Below are 16,875 nucleotides of genomic sequence, written 5' to 3' on the forward strand. Positions count from 1 at the left end.
TCTGCGCCCGGACTGCCGCTGCCTATCCTCGGACGGCGATGCGATGGTGTGCGAGCCGGCTCATGGAGCGATGGCGGACGCAGCAAGAGCCCGGTCTGCGAGAACCAGCCGAGAAAGACCGAGCAAGCGGCGCTCGCGGAAGCGCAGACATGCGTCGCGGCGTTCGCGGCGGTGCGCATCCGCGGGGTGCTGCGACGGTGGCGCTCGTGCTCGTCGTGTTGATGGCGGCCGCGTGCGGCAGCAGGAACGGCGGCGAGCGCGCGTCGCGCTATGAAGGACTGGCCGTGCCCGCATCCCAGCTGCGCCAAGTGCCCCAGATGACGTTTGCGGACACCAACGGCGACGAGTTCCGTCTGGCCGCGGACACGCCCGGACAGGTCCGACTCGTGTACCAGATGTTCACCAACTGCCCCGACATCTGCGGTGTGCAGCTGGCGCAGCTGGCGAGCGTGCTGCGCCGTCCAGGAGCGCCCCCGAACGTGCAAGTGCTGGCAGTGACGGTGGACCCGCAGCGGGACACGCCAGAGGTGCTGCGCGCGTACCTCGACCAGTTCAGCAAGGACTTCGTGGGGCTCATACCCGGCAGCGAGCAGCAGCTGACGGACCTGCAGAACGCGCTGGGAGCACTGGCCTCCATCAAGGTCTTCGACACGACCACCACTGCTGCCCCAGCGTCCGCAGGAGGCGATGCCGCCCCAGACCACGACATGGCCCACGGCGACATGGCCCACGGCGACGTCGACTACGACATCGCTCACGACGCCCGCGTCTTCGCTTTTGCCCCGAACGGCTACGGCTACGCGCAGTACCCGCATCCGACGCGCCAGACTCAGTTCGACCACGACCTGCCGATCCTCGCGGCCATCGCCCCCGACGCACCGGCCAACGCCGGGTTGTGACCTAGGTTGTCACCCGGTGCGATTCTGGTGCTCGGCGTTGGAGGTGCCCTGGACGTGGGCGTGGCGCGCCTACCCGGGCGTGTGGGCAGCGTCGCTGGCGCTCGCGATCCCGTACTTGGCCACTCGGCGCAAGGCAAACACGCAGCGCACAGCTCCGCTCGATCTGGCTGAGTCCGCGGCGGCGCGTCGGCAGACGCGGTGCTTCTTGGCCGGAGTGGCCGCGTTCTGGGTGGCATCGGACTGGCCCCTCGGCGTGCTGGGCACCGGCTACCTGGCATCGGCTCACATGGTGCAGTTCATGCTGTACACGTTGGTCTCGGCCCCGCTGCTGGTGCTGGGCATGCCCGAGCCGATGGCCCGCAGGATGCTGGCCAAGCTGCGGCTCTACCGTTTCACTTCACGGCTCAGCAGACCGGTCGTCGCAGCACTGGTGTTCAACGGCTGCTTGGTGGCTACGCACTCGCCGTGGGTGACCGACACGCTGCGGTCCAATCAGTTCGGTTCGTTCGCCATGGACGCGGTGTGGCTGGCCTCTGGCCTGCTCGTGTGGTTGCCGATCTGCTCGCCGCTCGCCGAACACCGGCTGCGGGCCTACCCGTCGAAGATGACCTACCTGTTCTTGGCGCTGGGAGTCGTCCCCGCGGTGCCGGCGGGCTTCTTGACGTTTGCGGGCTTCCCGCTCTATGCCACGTACGAACTGGCGCCGCGCTTCTATGGCCTCGATGCTGCGACGGACCAGCAGCTGGCGGGACTCATCATGAAGCTGGGCGGGATACCCATTGTCTGGGGAACCATCATCGCCATGATGCTGCGATGGGCCGACGAGTCGAAGCATGCCGCTCCCGAGCGGGCCACACCGCCACGGATCAGGCCGCCGCAGACCAGGCCGCCGCTCAGTCAGCGATGACCAGCGCCCAGTAGACCACCGCGACGATCAGCGCGCCGGACGCGACCAGCGCTCGCACCGACAGCCACAGTTCGTCGCCGGGCCGCATGGGCCGTCGAGGCGGGCGGCCGAACATCAGCCGATGCGGGTGCCTTCGCGCTCGTGCAGTCGCACGTTCACCCACATCTTCTCGATGTGCTGGGCCACGGTGAGCGTCCCCTGGGGCACTGGGTGCTCAGCGAAGAAGGCTGCGACCTCCGTGGCCAGCTGACGTGTGTGCAGCCCCCGCACGCCGCCCACCATCCGTGGGATCGAATTCTGCGGGAACCTGGCCGTCAGCTCCGCCCATCGATCCCGAATGAATGCCCAAGCCAGGGCCCCGCAGTCGATGTGCGTCATCGCGGCACCGAGCAGATACGGCGCATTCTGTGTGCGAACCTCGTTTGCGAACAGACGGAGCGTACGCCCGAACAGATCGGCGTCTGCGAACAGCAGGAGCGCTTGCAGGTAGCGCAGTTCGCTCTGCGGCGTGTCGGCCGATCGGTACAGCTCGACCATCTGTTCGTAGTCGGTGTGGTCTCCGGCGGCCGCGGTGACCTGCACCGCCGCCGCAGCCAAGTTCGGCTCCACCGCGGCCCCGCCCTGCGTTGCTGCTTCGAAGAGTTCGCGTGCGCGGGAGCGGACCAGCTCATCGCGTCCACGGCCGCCTGCCGCCTCGAAGAGCACCCCCCGCAGCTCGCGGTCCAGATCGGGTTCGTCCGGCTGAGGCTCGAAGCCCAGCACTCCGAGAGCGGTCGTGGTCAGGTCACGCATGAGCACGGCAAGCGCATCTCGTCCGGCCGGCTCGGCGATCGCATGCAGGCCCTTGAGCCCGCCGATCATCCGCTGCCATACGTGCAGGTCGGACTCGGCCCCCAGATCGGTCACCAGCTCTATGAACTCTGCAGCACTGGCGTCGCCGGCAACCACTGCCGCGTAGGTGTCGTCCACCAGGCCGTATCGCTCGATGGGGTCGGCCACCTCGAGGGCTTGCCGTGCGACGGCGGCAAGCAGCTCGCCGTCGTAGCGCACGCGGTAGTAGCCGTGGCCGCCAGAGTTGACCACTGCCCACTCGACAGGTCCGCCGAGGTCCAGGGTGGCAGAGGAATCGCTGAGCAGGAACCGTCGCTCAACGGTGCTGCCGTCCAGCAGGCGGGCGCGGGCCATGACCGGCACGCTCCAGGCCTCCGGCGGGCGCGGGTCGACGGATTGGCCGGCTGCGTCCGGTTGGCCAGAGGCGCCGGCATCGCTTGACGCTGCATTCCCGGACTCGTAGACGAAGCGCTGCTGGGCGATCTGCAGTCCGTCACGGTGTGATGCGACCGTCAGAATCGGATACCCGCCGGTGAAGATCCAGCCGTCCATGACCGCCCTGACCGGTTCGCCGCTGGAGGCTTCGAGGGCATCCCACAGGTCCGTGGTGGTGGTGTTCGCGTAGCTGTTGCGGACGAGGTACTGCCGCACACCCGCAGCGAAGCGTTCCGGGCCGAGGTACTGCTCAAGCATGCGCACGACCGCGGCGCCCTTCTCGTAGGTCAGCACGTCGTACATGCCTTCGGCATCTGCCGGCGACACCACCTCGTACTCGACGGGGCGGGTCGTGCGCAGCGCGTCCACGTCGAACGCCGCTCCGCGCTCGATGGAGAATTCGTCCCAGCGCTTCCACTCCGGCCTGAAGGCATCGGTGGTCGCTACTTGCATGAACGTAGCGAACGCCTCCTTCAGCCAGATGCCGTTCCACCAGTCCATCGTCACGAGGTTGCCGAACCACATGTGCGCGAGCTCGTGCGCGATCACGTCGGAGATGCGCAGCAGTTCGGCGGTGGTGGCCGTGCGCGGATCGGCCAGCAGCAGTGTCTCCCGGAAGGTGATGGCGCCCATGTTCTCCATGGCGCCGAAGGCGAAGTCCGGCACGGCAATGAGGTCCACCTTGGTGCCGGGATAGTCGATGCCGTAGTAGCTGACCAGCCATTCCAGTGCGAACGCGGCGGCCTCCAATCCGAACTCGGTCAGCGCTGCCTTGCCGCGCACATGCACGATCCGCAGCGGGACTCCGCCGACGTCGACGGGCGGGGTGGCTTCGAGGTCGCCGACGATGAACGCCATCAGGTAGGTGGACATCGTCATGGTGTCGGCGAAGGTGTCGCGCCGTCGTCCGCCATCGATCAGCTCCGAGGTCACGAGCTCCCCGCAGCTGACCGCCATCAGTTCGGCCGGCACGATCAGCGTGACGCCGAAGACTGCCTTGAAGTCGGGCTCGTCGAAGCACGGGAACGCCCGCCGCGCATTGGTGGACTCGAACTGAGTCGTGGCGATCGTGCGCGTCACGCCCGCCTCGTCGACGAACGTGGAGCGGTAGAAGCCGCGCAGCTGATCGTTCAGCACTCCCGCGAACGAGCAGTCGATGCGCAGGCTGCCGGGCGTCAGCGGGCGACCGTCGGCTGGGCGCAGCGTCATCCGCTCGGTTTCGGCGTCGAAGGAGATCTCGGCCGCCGTCGTCCGATCGCCCTGGCACAGGGTTGCGTCGCGGCATTCGAGCTCGGCGGCGTTGAGCGTGACGCTGTCGACGGGTGCCTGCACGGTCGCGGCTATGGCGACTTGGCCGGCGAATCGCGCTGCGTCGAGGTCCGGCTCGATGACGAGGTCATAGCGAATCGGCTGCACGTCCCGAGGCAGCCGATAGGGGTTCGCGTCACGCTTTCGGGAGCTGTCGCTCGCAGCTGCGCTGTTGGTGCTGACCGTCGGGCTTGTCACGGCAGGCACGCTACCGATGCGGATGCACCCGGTTCAGGCGGTGGACCAAGCGGAGGCGCCCGCTCCAACCCTGCCCTGGTGTCGCGATGGCGATGCACGTTGCGTCTCCGACTGCTTGAGCTGCAACGGTATGATCACGCTGCTGGGCGTGCTGTAGTCGGGATGTGGCTAGTCTGCGCGTGTTGCGTCGAAGACGCTGAGGGGCGCTGAAGGAGTGTCGATGTCGGGTCGTGGTCGTGCTGCGAGCTTGGTGAGCCACCTCTGCGGGGGGGGGGGGGGTCGGGTGCCTGGTTGGCTGGTTGAGCGGCCGCGTGCCGCGGCTGGGGTTGGTGGGCGCCGTGGCGGTGTGTTGTGGGGGCTGGTTGGTGTAGTCGTTGTTGCGGCGTCGGTGGTGGCGGTGGTGCCGGTGGGTGTGGCCGGTCAGTCGTCGGCGCCCGCTGCGCCGAAGGGTTTGGTGATTTTCGGTGTTGCGGGTGGGGTGGGGTTGTTTTGGGACGATCCGGGGGATTCGTCGATCACGAGGTATGAGTACGTGGCAGGCGCCGCCCCCGACACGGTGTCGGCGTCGACGTCTTGGGTGGCTATGGCTAATTCTGGTGCCAGCACTACGTCGTTCACGTTGACGTCGAGCGGCCTCAGGTATGTGAAGATTCGGGCGGTGAACGGGTCGGGCGGGGGTGCGGCGTCTGGGGTGTTTTCTGCTGTGGCGCAGACTGCTGCCAATACGTTGACGGTGTCGGCGGCGCCGGCGGAGGTGCCGGAGGGCAACTCGGGCCGGGTGGATGTGACTGTGACGGTGACGCTGCCGTCCGCGGCGCCGCAGGGGGGTCGAAGTGTGCGGGTCGATGCTCTGGTGCCCTCCCCTGGCAGCGATGCGGTGACCGGGAACGACAACTACACACAGGCTACGTCGTGTTCTGAGCCGAGTCCGGCGACAGCGGACATTTGCTGGCCGAATGGGACGACGTTCACCATCGCTGAGGGGGCCACGTCGGGAACGCTGGTGTTCAGTGTGCTGGGCGACACGACCCAGGAGGCCAGACGGGAAGCGTATGTGATACACGCGAAGTCCGGCTCCGGCCCGACCTACATGAGCGGCGCTTTTCGGCTGTTCGTCGTGGATGATGATGGTGCGAATTCGCCGGTGCCGCAGCAGCCTTTGGGTTTTGTGGTTGTGCGGGGTGTGGGTGGGTTGCGGTTGTTGTGGGTGGATCCTGGTGATTCGTCGATTGAGAAGTATCAGTATGTGGTGACGCAGGGTTCGCGTCAGGCGGCGAGGGATGCGACGGGGTGGGTGGACATGGCGGGTTCGGGTGCGTCGACGGTGACGTTTTTGGCGCCTGCGTCTGCGGCGAGTTGGGTGAAGATTCGGGCGGTGAACGCTGCGGGGAACGGCGAGGAGTCGGATCCGCAGAGCGACGCGCCGGGGACGTCCGCGAATGTGATCGTGGCGCGTGCGAGTCCGGTGTTGGTGACGGAGGGCGATTCGGGGACGACGAATGTGACCCTGTCGGTGACGTTGCCTGCTGTTGCGCCGGTGGGGGGCCGGTCGGTGAGGGTGAGGGCGGTGTCGGGTCAGACGGCGACGGTGAACTCGAATTACGATTCGTCGACGTCGTGCAGTTCGCCGTCGTCGGGTGCGGATTACTGCTGGCCGAACGGGGACACGATCAGCATCGCCCCGGGGGAGACGCAGGGGTCGTTGGTGTTGGGGGTGCTGGGCGACGAGGTCGACGAGGACAGGCACGAGTCGGTGTACCTGCGGGCGGGCTATTCGGACGGGGACACCTCGGTGCTGGGGGTGGCGGCGTTCGCGATCGTGGACGACGACGAGGGCTCCTCGGGCGGGGGTTCGTCGGATCGGTTGCCGCCGAAGCCGTCGGGGGTGACCTTGGAGCGGCGTGCGGGGACGAACACGTTCGATCTGTCGTGGTCCGATCCGGGTGATTCGTCGATCACGAGCTGGCGGTACAGGTATCGGAAACCGGACGGGACGGAGTTGGGGTGGTTCACGGTGTCGGGCTCGGACGCGGAGACGACTACGGTGGCGTTCACTCCGAGCGGGGGCATCGGCGACGGGACCTGGAGGGCGCGTGTGCAGGCCCTCAACGCGAACGGCGAGGGCGCCGCGTCGGACTGGGTGAGCGCCCGCATAGGCGAGGGCGAGACCGCCACCACCACCACGTCCGCCACCAGCAGCACGTCCACCTCGACGTCCACGACTTCTGTGTCGACGACGGTTGCGGCGGGGGTGCCGGCGAAGCCGACGGGGCTGTCGTTCTCGCGGCGTGCGGGGTCGAATCTGTTCGACATGACGTGGACGAACCCGAACGATGCGACGATCAATTTGTACCGTCGCCAGTGGGAGACCCCGGCGGGGTCGCGGTCGGGGCAGGTGAACATCACCAGCTCGGGTGCTTCCACGACGTCCGCGGCGTGGGGCCCGGTCGGGGCGATCGGCAACGGCAGGTGGCGGGTGCGCATCCAGGCCCGCAACACCAACGGGTGGGGACCGTGGTCGGACTGGGCCACCCACACCGTCGGCGCCACAACAACCACCACCACCACGACTACTGCTGCCACGACAACGACCACCACTGCTGCGACGACCACGACGGCTGGTGCTACGACGACGACTGCTGCGACTGCTACGACGGCGCCGAGGGTCCCCTCCGGCGGCGGAGGCGGTTCTGGCGGCGGGGGCGGAGGCTCGGGCGGCGGTTCTGGCGGAGGCTCGGGCGGTTCTGGTGGTGTGTCGGTGTCTGGGAGGCCGTGGGCGCCGTCGGGGGTGCGCACTGTGTCGGGGGGCGGCGTGCTGCTGGTGTCGTGGTCTGCGCCCGCCGGCGGCGCTTGCGGGGCGTCGGGGTATCTGGTGCGCGTACGCGACAGCGCGGGGCGTGTGGTGGCGGAGTCGCTGGTGCTCTCAGGCGTCACGAGCTGGCTGGTCACCGGACTGACGCCCGGCGTCGGGTACACGGTGGAGGTGCACGCCTACAGCGCAGCGTGCTGGAGCTTCTCCCCGCCCGCAGCCCGCACGTTCACCGTCACCGCCACAGGCGACCCGCCAGATCCGCCCAAGCGGCCGTTGGCGGCGCCGACGCCGGTGCGGGACCTGAGCGTGGACACGTCCAGACGCGACCGCGTCACCCTCACCTGGGCCAAGCCGGCCGCGATCAGCGACGCGCGACGCGACTCTCGCTGCGCGTACACCCGTCCGGGGGAGCCGCATTTCGCGAAACGCGTCCGCTACGCGTACGAGGTGTACAACATGACCACCGGCGAACGCGTCGCGGCAGGCACCTTCGAGTCCAACAGTCCCACCCTGACACGCACCGTCGCCCTCACCGGCACAGCCGCAGGCGCCGGGTACCGGCTGCGTGTCAGCGTCGTGGCGTACTCCGAGGCCTGCAAACGCTGGTCACCCATACGCCGCACCGCCTGGTGGACCACCCCATAAAATCCCCGCCCGCCCGCCGTACCGGCCGAGCGCGCCCGCGCCAGCCGCAGCCCAAAGCTCGACAGGTCGCTGCCACCACCGCGAGCCCCCAACGAGCAGGCGGCGAATCATCTCACCAACCAGGGCGGGGTGTGGGCAGGGGCCTCCGCGCGCAGTTCTGCGACGCCACCCACCCCGCGCGCCCAGCAGATGCGTCGCAGCTGTTTGAGCACGGAGGCCCCTGCCCGCACTCCGCCCGGACGAGACACTGCTGGCAGCCGTGCCGCCACGCACCCCGCGCGTTCAACAGGTGCGTCGCAGCTGTTCGGGCACGGAGGCCCCTGCCCACACCCCGCCCGGACGCGCCATTGCCACGGCCACACGATGCGCGGCAAGGAGGCCCCTGCCCGCACCGCGCCCGGACACGCGCATCAGCACCTCAAGCATCGGCCACCGTCACGCTGACTGCCTCCGCGCGCGCGATGCGAATGCGGGGCAGCACTTCGTCGGCCATCAGGCGCTCGCACTGTTCGATGTAGCTAGCCGGGGCGACGGCGCTCAGCACGATGGTGCGCGCCCCGGCGTCGATGTACTCGTTCAGTCGTTCGGTGCAGCGGTCCGGGTCTCCGGCGATGGCGTACTTGTGGACGAGCTGGGAGAAGTCCTGCGCGTACTGCTTGGAGAGTCGCTGCGCGGCGTACGACACAGCGGTGTCGTTGTCGGGATGGCAACAGAAGAACGCGAACAGCCCGGGCCGCACCGGCGTGGCATTGCCGGCCTCGTCGCGATAGCGGCCAATGGCTTCGATGGACTCGGCCAAGCGCTCCGGGGTGTACATGTAGGGGAGCCAGCCGCTGCCGAATAGCGCTGCTCGTCGCCAGGCTGCGTCCTGGCGGCCCGAGACCCACACCGGCGGCGGCGGTGACGGCTTGGGTGCAAGCGTCACGCCCGACAGCGTGTTGAAGCGTCCCTCGAAGCTGACCTCGTCCTGCGTCCACAGCCGCTGCATGATGTCCAGCGCTTCGTTCGTTCGTGCGCCGCGCTCGCGCACTGGCACGCCGCACGCTTCGAACTCCGACGTCATTTCGCCGCCGACGCCGACTCCGAGATGAAAGCGACCGCCGGAGGCGACGGCGAGCGAAGCGGCCAGTTTGGCGCACAGCACAGCCGGATACAGCGGCACCAGCGTGATGGACGACATCAGCCGGAGCGTGGTCGTGGCACCGGCTGCGACGGCCAGCGAGACGAACGCGTTGGAAGTCGGCACGTGGAAGAAGACATGCTCGCCGGTAGTGGCGTAGTCGTAGCCCAGTGCTTCGATGTCGCGGGCTTGGCGTGCGATGTCATCGCTGCTGCGGATCACCAGTCCGAACTCAACTGCAGTGCCCTCGCGTGCACTGTCCTCAACAGCCTCGCCGCTCGGCATCTCGCCACGCGCCCCGGCGTCGCCGCTGTGGGTGCTGTTGGGATCGTTCGTCATGGCATCGCTCCCGCTGATCGGTGGTGTCCGAGGCGTGCGCGAAGGTAGCCGCAGGTGCTAGGCCAGTCCCGTGAGCACCACAACTGACTCCTCAACCACCGTCCAACAGGCCCGGATCGACACGCTGCTCGACCGCTGCAGGCGAGAGGTCGACGCAGGACTGCTGCCGAGCTGCCAAGTCGCCGTCGGCTTCGAGGGCGACATCGTGGCCCAAGCCACCTTCGGCGACGCCACCGACCAGACCCGCTACTGCGTCTTCTCCGCCACCAAGCCATTCGTTGCCTCCACGATGTGGCAGCTCATCAGCGAAGGGCTGGTTGAACTCGACGCGACGGTCGCCAGCTATCTGCCGCAGTTCGGCGAGAACGCCAAGGAGGCGATCACCGTCGAGCAGGTGATGCTGCACACCAGCGGCTTCCCGCACGCACCGCTCGGGCCGCCGCAGTGGGACACCTCGGAGTCCCGCCTCGTCGCCATGGCGAACTGGAGACTGAACTGGGCACCCGGCACCCGCTACGAGTACCACCCGACCTCGGCGCACTGGGTGCTGGGAGAGATCATCACTGCGGTGACCGGCAACGACTTCCGCGACGAAGTCCATCACCGGGTGACCGCGCCGCTGGGGCTGCCTCGGCTGCTCGGCTTGGCGCGTGACGAGCAGAAGGGCATTGCGGAACTGGTGCTGGTGGGGGATCCGGCCACACCCGACGAGCTCGAGGCGACGTTCGGTGTGCGTGAACTGCCTCCCACCGAGGTCACCAACGAGGTGATCCTGCGGTTCAACGAGCCGTCGGTGCGCGAGGTGGGCGTTCCAGGCGGCGGGGCCTACGGCACGGCAGCCGACTTGGCGCTCTTCTACCAAGGGCTGCTCCACAACCCCGATGAGCTGTGGGAACCGGCGATGCTGGCGAAGGGCACCGGCGAGGTGCGCAACACCATGCCCGACCCGATGGGCATGCCCGCCAATCGGTCGATCGGGCTGTTCGTAGCAGGTGACGACGGCATGGCGAACCTGCGCGGGCTGGGCCGCACGGTGTCGCCTTCGGCCTTCGGCCACAACGGTGCGGGCGGGCAGCTGGCCTGGGCCGATCCTGCCACCGGCCTGTCGCTGGGCTACACCACGAATGGCTACGACGAGCACGAAGTTCGCCAGCCTCGCCGCGACACCGCAATCTGCAGCCTCGCCGGGCTCTGCACTACCCCCTGAGGCCGGCTACGGGCTCTCAGCCGCAGCGGACTAGCTTCGAGTCGGCATGAGCCGGCCCGCTGACGCCCAGCGCCGCGACGCCACGACGGTGTACGGTGCGCTGTCGGGACTGCGCGTCGTCGACCTGACTGGCGACGCCGGCCGATTCGCAACCAAGCTGCTGGTCGAGCTGGGTGCCGATGTGGTCCGGCTGGGCACTGGCTCGCAGGGGCTGGCGCTGGCGGCACCGGATGCTGCGGCGCTGGGCGGCGTCGCTGACTGGTGGTACGACGGCGGCAAGCGGCGCTGCCCAGTGGACCTGAGCACGACCAATGGCCGCGATGCCTACCGCCGGCTCGCAGCCGCAGCCCATGTGATCGTGGAGAGCGAACGCCCCGGTCGCTTGGCTGATTTGGGGATCGACTACGGCGACGTCAGCGACGACAACCCGGCGCTGGTGCAGGTGTCGATCACGCCGTTCGGGCGCACTGGCCCGCGGGCACACTGGCTCGGGTCGGACCTCGTGGCAGCCGCGATGGGCGGGATCATGGCGTTGACGGGCCTGCCGGACAGGCCGCTCAACGTGTGGGGCCGCCAGGCGTACAACTGCGCAGGCTTCGTGGCGGCGACCTGCGCGATAGCGGCGTCGCTCTCGGCTCGTTCGACAGGCCAGGGGGCGCACGTGGACCTCTCCATCCACGAGACGGTCACCGGCTCGATCGAGAACTTGTTCATGCAGTACTTCTTCGACGACCTGCTGCCCATGCCCAAGGTGGCCCAGCGGCAGGGCGCGCTGCACTGGCTGCGCGCGTACGACTTGGCAGAGTGCCGAGGCGGCGACGGGGGCTACGTGATGATCACCCCCACGCCGGCCGCGGACCGGCTGTTGGAATGGATGATCGAGACCGACCCCGCTGGGAGCGGCACGGAGGCGAAGCGCTGGCTCGGCGCCGATCCGGCCGAGGTGCTGCTTGGCATCGACGACGTGATGGATGCCGTGCGTCGTTGGATCGCGCCTGCCGACCCACGTCGCGTCTGGTGGGAAGCTCAGGAGCGCCACGTGGCGTTCGGCGGTGTGCTGAACATCGCAGAGGTCTGCGCGAATCCGCAGTTCGCGCACCGCGGATTCTTGGCCGAGGTTCCGGCCGGAGGCACCGACAGTGCGCCGGCGGAGGGTGCCGGCGTGCCTGCCGACGATGCCAGCGACAGCAGTAGCAGTTCGCCCGTGAATGGCAGCTCACCTGCTGGCGGCGTCGATGCGCATCCCAGCGCGTCCTCCGCCGGTTCGGGCACGGTGCAGATGCCGGGCCGGCTGGCCCGCTGGAGCGATGACGGGCAGGCGGGAACGGTCCCGCCGCGCCCGCCGGCAGCCTCCGGCACGACCATCGACGACGTGCTGGCGTCGTGGGCCGAGCTGCCTGACAGCGCCCCTCGCAGCCACGGTGCCGAGGCGGTGAGCGACGATGCCACCGACAGCAGCGGCGCACAGCCCGGCGCATACGGCCACGCAGACAGCGCTACACCCGACGAGGCACGGCGGCTGCGCGGCGACGACCGACGGCCGCTCGACGGCCTTCGTGTAGCGGACTTCACGTGGGTGCTGGCTGGGCCGTCGGCCACGCGGCTGCTCGGCGACCTGGGCGCCGATGTGATCCGCATCCAGTGCGAGGAGCACTCCACCATCGTCAACTCGCCGGAGTTCCCGTACTACTTCGTGTGGAACCGTTCCAAGCGCAGTGCCACGCTCGACATGAAGCACCCAGACGCGCTGGCGGCGGCCCGGCGTCTGATCGAGACCTGCGACGTGCTCATCGAGAACTTCAGCGCCGGCGTGCTGGACTCGTGGGGCCTCGACTGGGACACGGTGCGGGAGTGGAATCCGCGGCTCGTCTACGTGACCATGTCCGGCTGCGGCCACGACGGACCGTGGCGTCACGTCATCTCCTACGCGCCGACCGTGCATGCGGTGAGCGGAATGACGTATCTGACGAACTTCGCCGACCGCGGCGATGTGGGCCCCGGCTACTCGCTCAACGACCACCTCGCAGGGTTCGCCGCTGCGGTCTCCACGGTCGGCGCGCTGTATGCCCGAGAACGCACCGGCAAGGGGCAGCGCATCGATCTTGCGCAACTGGAAGTGGGGACCTACGCCATCGGCCCGGCGCTCATCAGCCAATCCGCCGGTGTGTCGCCGCCGTGTCCACAGGGCAATCGCGACGGCATTGCGGACCACGTGCCCAACGAGGTGTACGCCTGCACCGACGGCTTCGTGGCGGTGACGGTGACCGAGCCGGCGCAGTGGCTGGCATTGGTCAGCCTGCTGGACGACGCCCGGCTGGATGATCCGACGCTGGTCACCGAAGCAGCCCGCCGGGGTCGCCGCTCGATGATCGATGGCGCGCTGAGTGAGTGGGCCGCCGAGCGCGCTGCGACCGACGCGGCCGATGCCTTGCAGCGCGCCGGTGTGCCGGCGGGACCGGTGCAGGACGCACACCAGCTGTTCGCCCACGACCCTCAGCATGCGGCCCGGGGCTTCTGGCAAACGGTCGAGCATGCCGTCTTCGGCGAACGGAGCGCCGACGCGTTCGCCGGGCTGTGGAACGCCCGACGTTGGCGCCCGCGCTTGCTCAGTCCTGCGTACTTGGGGGAGCACAATTTCGACGTGTGGGCTGAGGCCGGCTACTCCCCAGAAGAGATCGCCGAAGGCATCGGCAACGGCCTGTTCGCTTAGCTGCGGTTCGTGCGCAACGCAGCGCTTCCGACGCGCGTGCGGCGCACGGGTCGTGGCCTCAGCGAGCTGCGGCCTCGGCCAGCAAGCCGAGCAGCGCGTCTGAGGTGCGGCGGTCCTGGCCGACGCGGTCGTCGTTGGTGTTGAAGGTGACCTGGCGGGCGATGCGTGCGCCGTCGCCGCAGACGGCTGCGATGTGCGCCCGGTCGGTGCCTCGCCGGGGCGGATCGGTAGCGAGTGCCGCCGTACACGCGACGCCGGCGAGCGGCAGCTGCTGACGGCCGGTCGCAGAGGCTGCCAACAGATGCTGCGCTCGCGACAGGCAGCCCTCGGCCATCGCCAAGGCTGCTGCGTCGGAGACGTGGGGCTCCAGCTCGGCACCCATCAGCTCGTAGAGCGACGCCACCGAGTACGGCACGGTCGCTTCGAGGACGGTCCGCGAGCCGCCTGGGGTGGTCAGCAGGTCGCTGAGCGCCAGCATCCCGCCCCCCGTCACCGCCAGCACGATTCGCAGCGGTGAATCGTGGATTGCCCGGATGATCGCCAAGCGATCGTCAGCGTTCATGCGTTGCCACCTCGCAAGGTCCCGCGGCGCTTGGTCGCGGCGCGCAGTCCAGCAGCCAAGCCTTCTCGACGCTCAGACGCCGCATATGCAGTTGGCCAGACGGTACAGCCAGTTTCGCAGGCGTGAGCCGTGGCGCCAGCTCGATCCCAAGCCGCCGCTCGCCAGTACGGCTTCAACTCCACGCAGCCGCCCGCCGCCCGATCGCACGCATCGCTGACCGCCCTTGGACGCGCGGCCATGTCGGTGTCACACCCCTCGATCAGCATGATCCAGCGGGCTGTCGGGGCATACCGCGGACGGGGAGGTTTCGTGTGCGAGCATGCTCACAGATGTCCAAGACCGCGCCCCGAGCAGCACATGACAGCGCGCCGGGGGCTGAAATTGCCGATGAACGGCGACTGTGCGCGATGGCGTGGGCCCTCACCCGAGAAGGATGTCTCAGCGAGGTGAGCCGAGCCGAAGCGCAGCTCATCGCCAAGATCGACGTGCTGCCGACTTCGGCTGCACTGGAGCGGACCGCATCATCGATCCTCTCGGGCCACGATCCGTTGGGCTGTGCGTTTGCCTCGCTGCGCTCGGCGCGGCAGCGCCGAGCGTTAGGCGCGACGTACACGCCGGCGACGCTTGTCGGGCCGATGTCGCAATGGCTCGCGAATCACGGCCGAGCGTCTCGGGTGGTGGACCCCGGCGCAGGCTCGGCGCGGTTCTTGATGGCGGCAGGCCGACGCCTGCCCGACGCCCGCCTCATCGCAGTCGAGATCGATCCGCTCGCTTCGCTCACTGCGCGGGCGAATTTGACTGTGATGGGTTTGGACCGACGTGCGAAGGTGCACGCGGTCGATTACAGGGCGCTGACGCTGGAACCTGCGACGGGCCCGACCGCCTTCATCGGCAACCCTCCCTATGTGCGGCACCACGACATCGCGCCAGAGTGGAAGGCTTGGCTGCGAACCCACGCCGCCAAACTGGGCTACAGGGCTTCAGCGCTCGCGGGCCTGCACGTCCACTTCCTCGTCGCGACGGCGCATCTGGCGCGTGCGGGGGACTACGGCGTGTTCGTCACCTCATCGGAGTGGCTCGATGTCGGCTACGGCCGACTCGCTCGCGATCTGGTTGCCGGGCCGCTGGGCGGTCTCTCGGTTCACGTGCTCGACGCCCGCAGCCAGGTCTTCGCTGATGCGGCGGTAACGGCCGCCGTCACAGCATTCCAGGTAGGCGAATCGCAGCGCAGCGTCCGTGTACGCAAGATCAAGCGAACGGAGGACTTGCGAGGACTGCAGGGAGGCAAGCAGTTCAGCCGCGCCGAGCTGCGTGCGACGCGTCGCTGGTCGTCGCTGTGGGAGCCGAAGCCGAGTGTGCCAGCTGGCTACGTTCGGCTCGGCGAGTTCTGTCGCGTGCATCGGGGGGCAGTCACCGGAGCGAACTCGACCTGGGTGACCGGACAGGACGACGCGCGTCTGCCGGCATCGGTGCTGGCCGCGGCGGTCACGCGGGCATCTGAACTCATCGATCTCGGGTCCAGCCCGTTGCGGGACAGCAGCCGGCTGCGGGCCGTGGTCGATCTCCCGGCTGACCTGGACGCCTTTGATTCCGACGAACGACGACTCGTTGAGGCGTTCTTGACATCCGCCCGCCGCGCCGGTGCCGCTGACAGCTATGTCGCTCGTCACCGCAGGCCGTGGTGGTCTGTCAAGCTGCGTGACCCGGCGCCAATTCTGGCGACCTACATGGCACGCCGACCGCCTGCGTTCGTGCGCAATCTCAGCGAAGCTCGCAATCTCAACACGGTGCACGGCATCTACCCGATCGAATCGCTTTCGCCGGGTGCGCTGCGCAGGCTCATTCAGTCGCTGCGGGAACGCACAACCACCGCCGACGGCCGCACCTACGCGGGCGGCTTGACCAAGTTCGAGCCATCGGAAATGGAACACATCATGGTGCCGCCCCCAGCCTGGCTCGAAGCCGGCGAGCTATGGCACTCCTAGCCCCGCCCTGCTGGACCGCCGAAGAACTCCAGCAAGAACGAGACGCATCGGCGCGGCTCTTTCGTGAGGAACGCCTCACTGAGCCAGTTGAGCGCTACGTCCACGCTTTCGATGGTTACGCGGCGAGTGTCGAGCGACTGATGCGCGACAGTGACGGGCTTCAGTCGCTGCGTGACGTTGCGCAATCCGTGCTCACCGACGCCGACCTGCTCGAGGCGGTCAGATACTTGGCGGGCCCTCCCGTCTCCGCTGACGATCTCGTGGAGCTTGCGGAAACCAATCTGGCAGCAAGCCGCATGCGGAATGACCAACGGGCAGCTCTGCGGGTAGTTGAGACGGTTCTGGCCATGCTCGACAGCCGCCGGTTCGCTTGGGTCAGCGAGGGCAGACCTCCCACAGACGAGGAGCGCTCAGCTGCGGCCACGGCCACGGCATCGCTGATGGCCAGCCAGAGAGTACGAACGAGCCGAGCCAATGAAGCCAAGACTGGTCAGGAACAAGCTGTCCGCGATCATTTGGCTGCCGCTGGATTGACCCAGGTCGAGACGCGTGAGGTACGGACACCGAGGCACGCACCGGGGCGCGGAGAGTTCTGCGCTGAGTGCTTGGTGGCCGGGCGCAAGGCCGATGTAGTCGTCGGATTGCACGACGGCCGCGTGATGCCCATCGAATGCAAGGTCTCCAACTCATCGACGAACTCGGTCAAGCGGCTGAACAACGATGCTGCGGCGAAGGCAGCCGAGTGGATCCGAGCGTTCGGCGACCAAGGGGTTGTGCCGACGGCCGTGCTGTCGGGTGTGTTCGAGACTCGCAACCTCGTCCAAGCTCAAGAGAGCGGGCTGACGATTTTCTGGGCCCATGACCTCGCGCCGTTGTCGGAATTCGTGGGAGCCACTCGCTGAGGTTTCGTGGTGCCG

11 protein-coding genes are annotated in these 16,875 nt (G+C 68.3%); 7 read left to right on the plus strand and 4 right to left on the minus strand.

Going from position 1 to position 16,875, the window contains the following annotated elements:
* Positions 1–197 precede the first annotated feature (197 nt).
* Positions 198–899, plus strand: coding sequence for an SCO family protein (locus ACOGI4_RS05315; protein ID WP_419842885.1), 702 nt, complete (start codon positions 198–200; stop codon positions 897–899).
* Between the two features lie 16 nt (positions 900–915).
* Positions 916–1,806 (plus strand): cytochrome c oxidase assembly protein, encoded by an 891-nt coding sequence (locus ACOGI4_RS05320; RefSeq protein WP_419842886.1) that lies wholly within the window; start codon positions 916–918, stop codon positions 1,804–1,806.
* Between the two features lie 114 nt (positions 1,807–1,920).
* Here ACOGI4_RS05320 and ACOGI4_RS05325 read toward each other — a convergent pair whose 3' ends face one another.
* Positions 1,921–4,578, minus strand: coding sequence for a M1 family metallopeptidase (locus tag ACOGI4_RS05325; protein ID WP_419842887.1), 2,658 nt, complete (start codon positions 4,576–4,578; stop codon positions 1,921–1,923).
* 420 nt (positions 4,579–4,998) lie between these two features.
* Positions 4,999–5,301, minus strand: coding sequence for a hypothetical protein (locus ACOGI4_RS05330; protein WP_419842888.1), 303 nt, complete (start codon positions 5,299–5,301; stop codon positions 4,999–5,001).
* On the opposite strand from ACOGI4_RS05330, the gene ACOGI4_RS05335 reads away from it, so the two are divergent.
* Complete coding sequence (locus ACOGI4_RS05335; protein ID WP_419842889.1) at positions 5,282–8,035, plus strand: fibronectin type III domain-containing protein; 2,754 nt, start codon at positions 5,282–5,284, stop codon at positions 8,033–8,035. The two genes, ACOGI4_RS05330 and ACOGI4_RS05335, sit on opposite strands and share 20 nt — an antisense overlap.
* A gap of 418 nt (positions 8,036–8,453) precedes the next feature.
* Here ACOGI4_RS05335 and ACOGI4_RS05340 read toward each other — a convergent pair whose 3' ends face one another.
* Entirely contained in the window at positions 8,454–9,494 is a 1,041-nt protein-coding gene (locus ACOGI4_RS05340) for an LLM class flavin-dependent oxidoreductase (RefSeq protein WP_419842890.1), read from the minus strand.
* Positions 9,495–9,564: 70 nt separating this feature from the next.
* Between ACOGI4_RS05340 and ACOGI4_RS05345 the strand changes: the two genes are divergently transcribed.
* Positions 9,565–10,701 (plus strand): serine hydrolase domain-containing protein, encoded by a 1,137-nt coding sequence (locus tag ACOGI4_RS05345; protein ID WP_419842891.1) that lies wholly within the window; start codon positions 9,565–9,567, stop codon positions 10,699–10,701.
* Positions 10,702–10,747: 46 nt separating this feature from the next.
* Entirely contained in the window at positions 10,748–13,411 is a 2,664-nt protein-coding gene (locus ACOGI4_RS05350) for a CoA transferase (protein ID WP_419842892.1), read from the plus strand.
* 58 nt (positions 13,412–13,469) lie between these two features.
* Here the strand turns inward: ACOGI4_RS05350 and ACOGI4_RS05355 are convergent, their stop codons facing one another.
* Positions 13,470–13,973: a hypothetical protein gene (locus ACOGI4_RS05355; protein WP_419842893.1), complete on the minus strand. Its 504-nt coding sequence runs from the start codon at positions 13,971–13,973 to the stop codon at positions 13,470–13,472.
* Between the two features lie 329 nt (positions 13,974–14,302).
* Between ACOGI4_RS05355 and ACOGI4_RS05360 the strand changes: the two genes are divergently transcribed.
* Both ACOGI4_RS05360 and ACOGI4_RS05365 read left to right on the plus strand, forming a co-directional pair.
* Positions 14,303–15,958, plus strand: coding sequence for an Eco57I restriction-modification methylase domain-containing protein (locus tag ACOGI4_RS05360; protein ID WP_419842894.1), 1,656 nt, complete (start codon positions 14,303–14,305; stop codon positions 15,956–15,958).
* Entirely contained in the window at positions 15,946–16,860 is a 915-nt protein-coding gene (locus ACOGI4_RS05365; RefSeq protein ID WP_419842895.1) for a XamI family restriction endonuclease, read from the plus strand. Before ACOGI4_RS05360 ends, ACOGI4_RS05365 begins: the two co-directional genes overlap by 13 nt.
* Positions 16,861–16,875: the final 15 nt, after the last annotated feature.

This window comes from Candidatus Poriferisodalis sp., from assembly GCF_965205175.1.
Taxonomy (GTDB): Bacteria; Actinomycetota; Acidimicrobiia; order Acidimicrobiales; family Poriferisodalaceae; genus Poriferisodalis.

What these genes read in the sequence shown, in the direction of transcription:
- ACOGI4_RS05355 (WP_419842893.1), bottom strand. Translation starts at nt 13,973, where the DNA reads ATGAACGCTGACGATCGCTTGGCGATCATCCGGGCAATCCACGATTCA.
- ACOGI4_RS05360 (WP_419842894.1), top strand. Translation starts at nt 14,303, where the DNA reads ATGTCCAAGACCGCGCCCCGAGCAGCACATGACAGCGCGCCGGGGGCT.
- ACOGI4_RS05340 (WP_419842890.1), bottom strand. Translation starts at nt 9,494, where the DNA reads ATGACGAACGATCCCAACAGCACCCACAGCGGCGACGCCGGGGCGCGT.
- ACOGI4_RS05365 (WP_419842895.1), top strand. Translation starts at nt 15,946, where the DNA reads ATGGCACTCCTAGCCCCGCCCTGCTGGACCGCCGAAGAACTCCAGCAA.
- ACOGI4_RS05350 (WP_419842892.1), top strand. Translation starts at nt 10,748, where the DNA reads ATGAGCCGGCCCGCTGACGCCCAGCGCCGCGACGCCACGACGGTGTAC.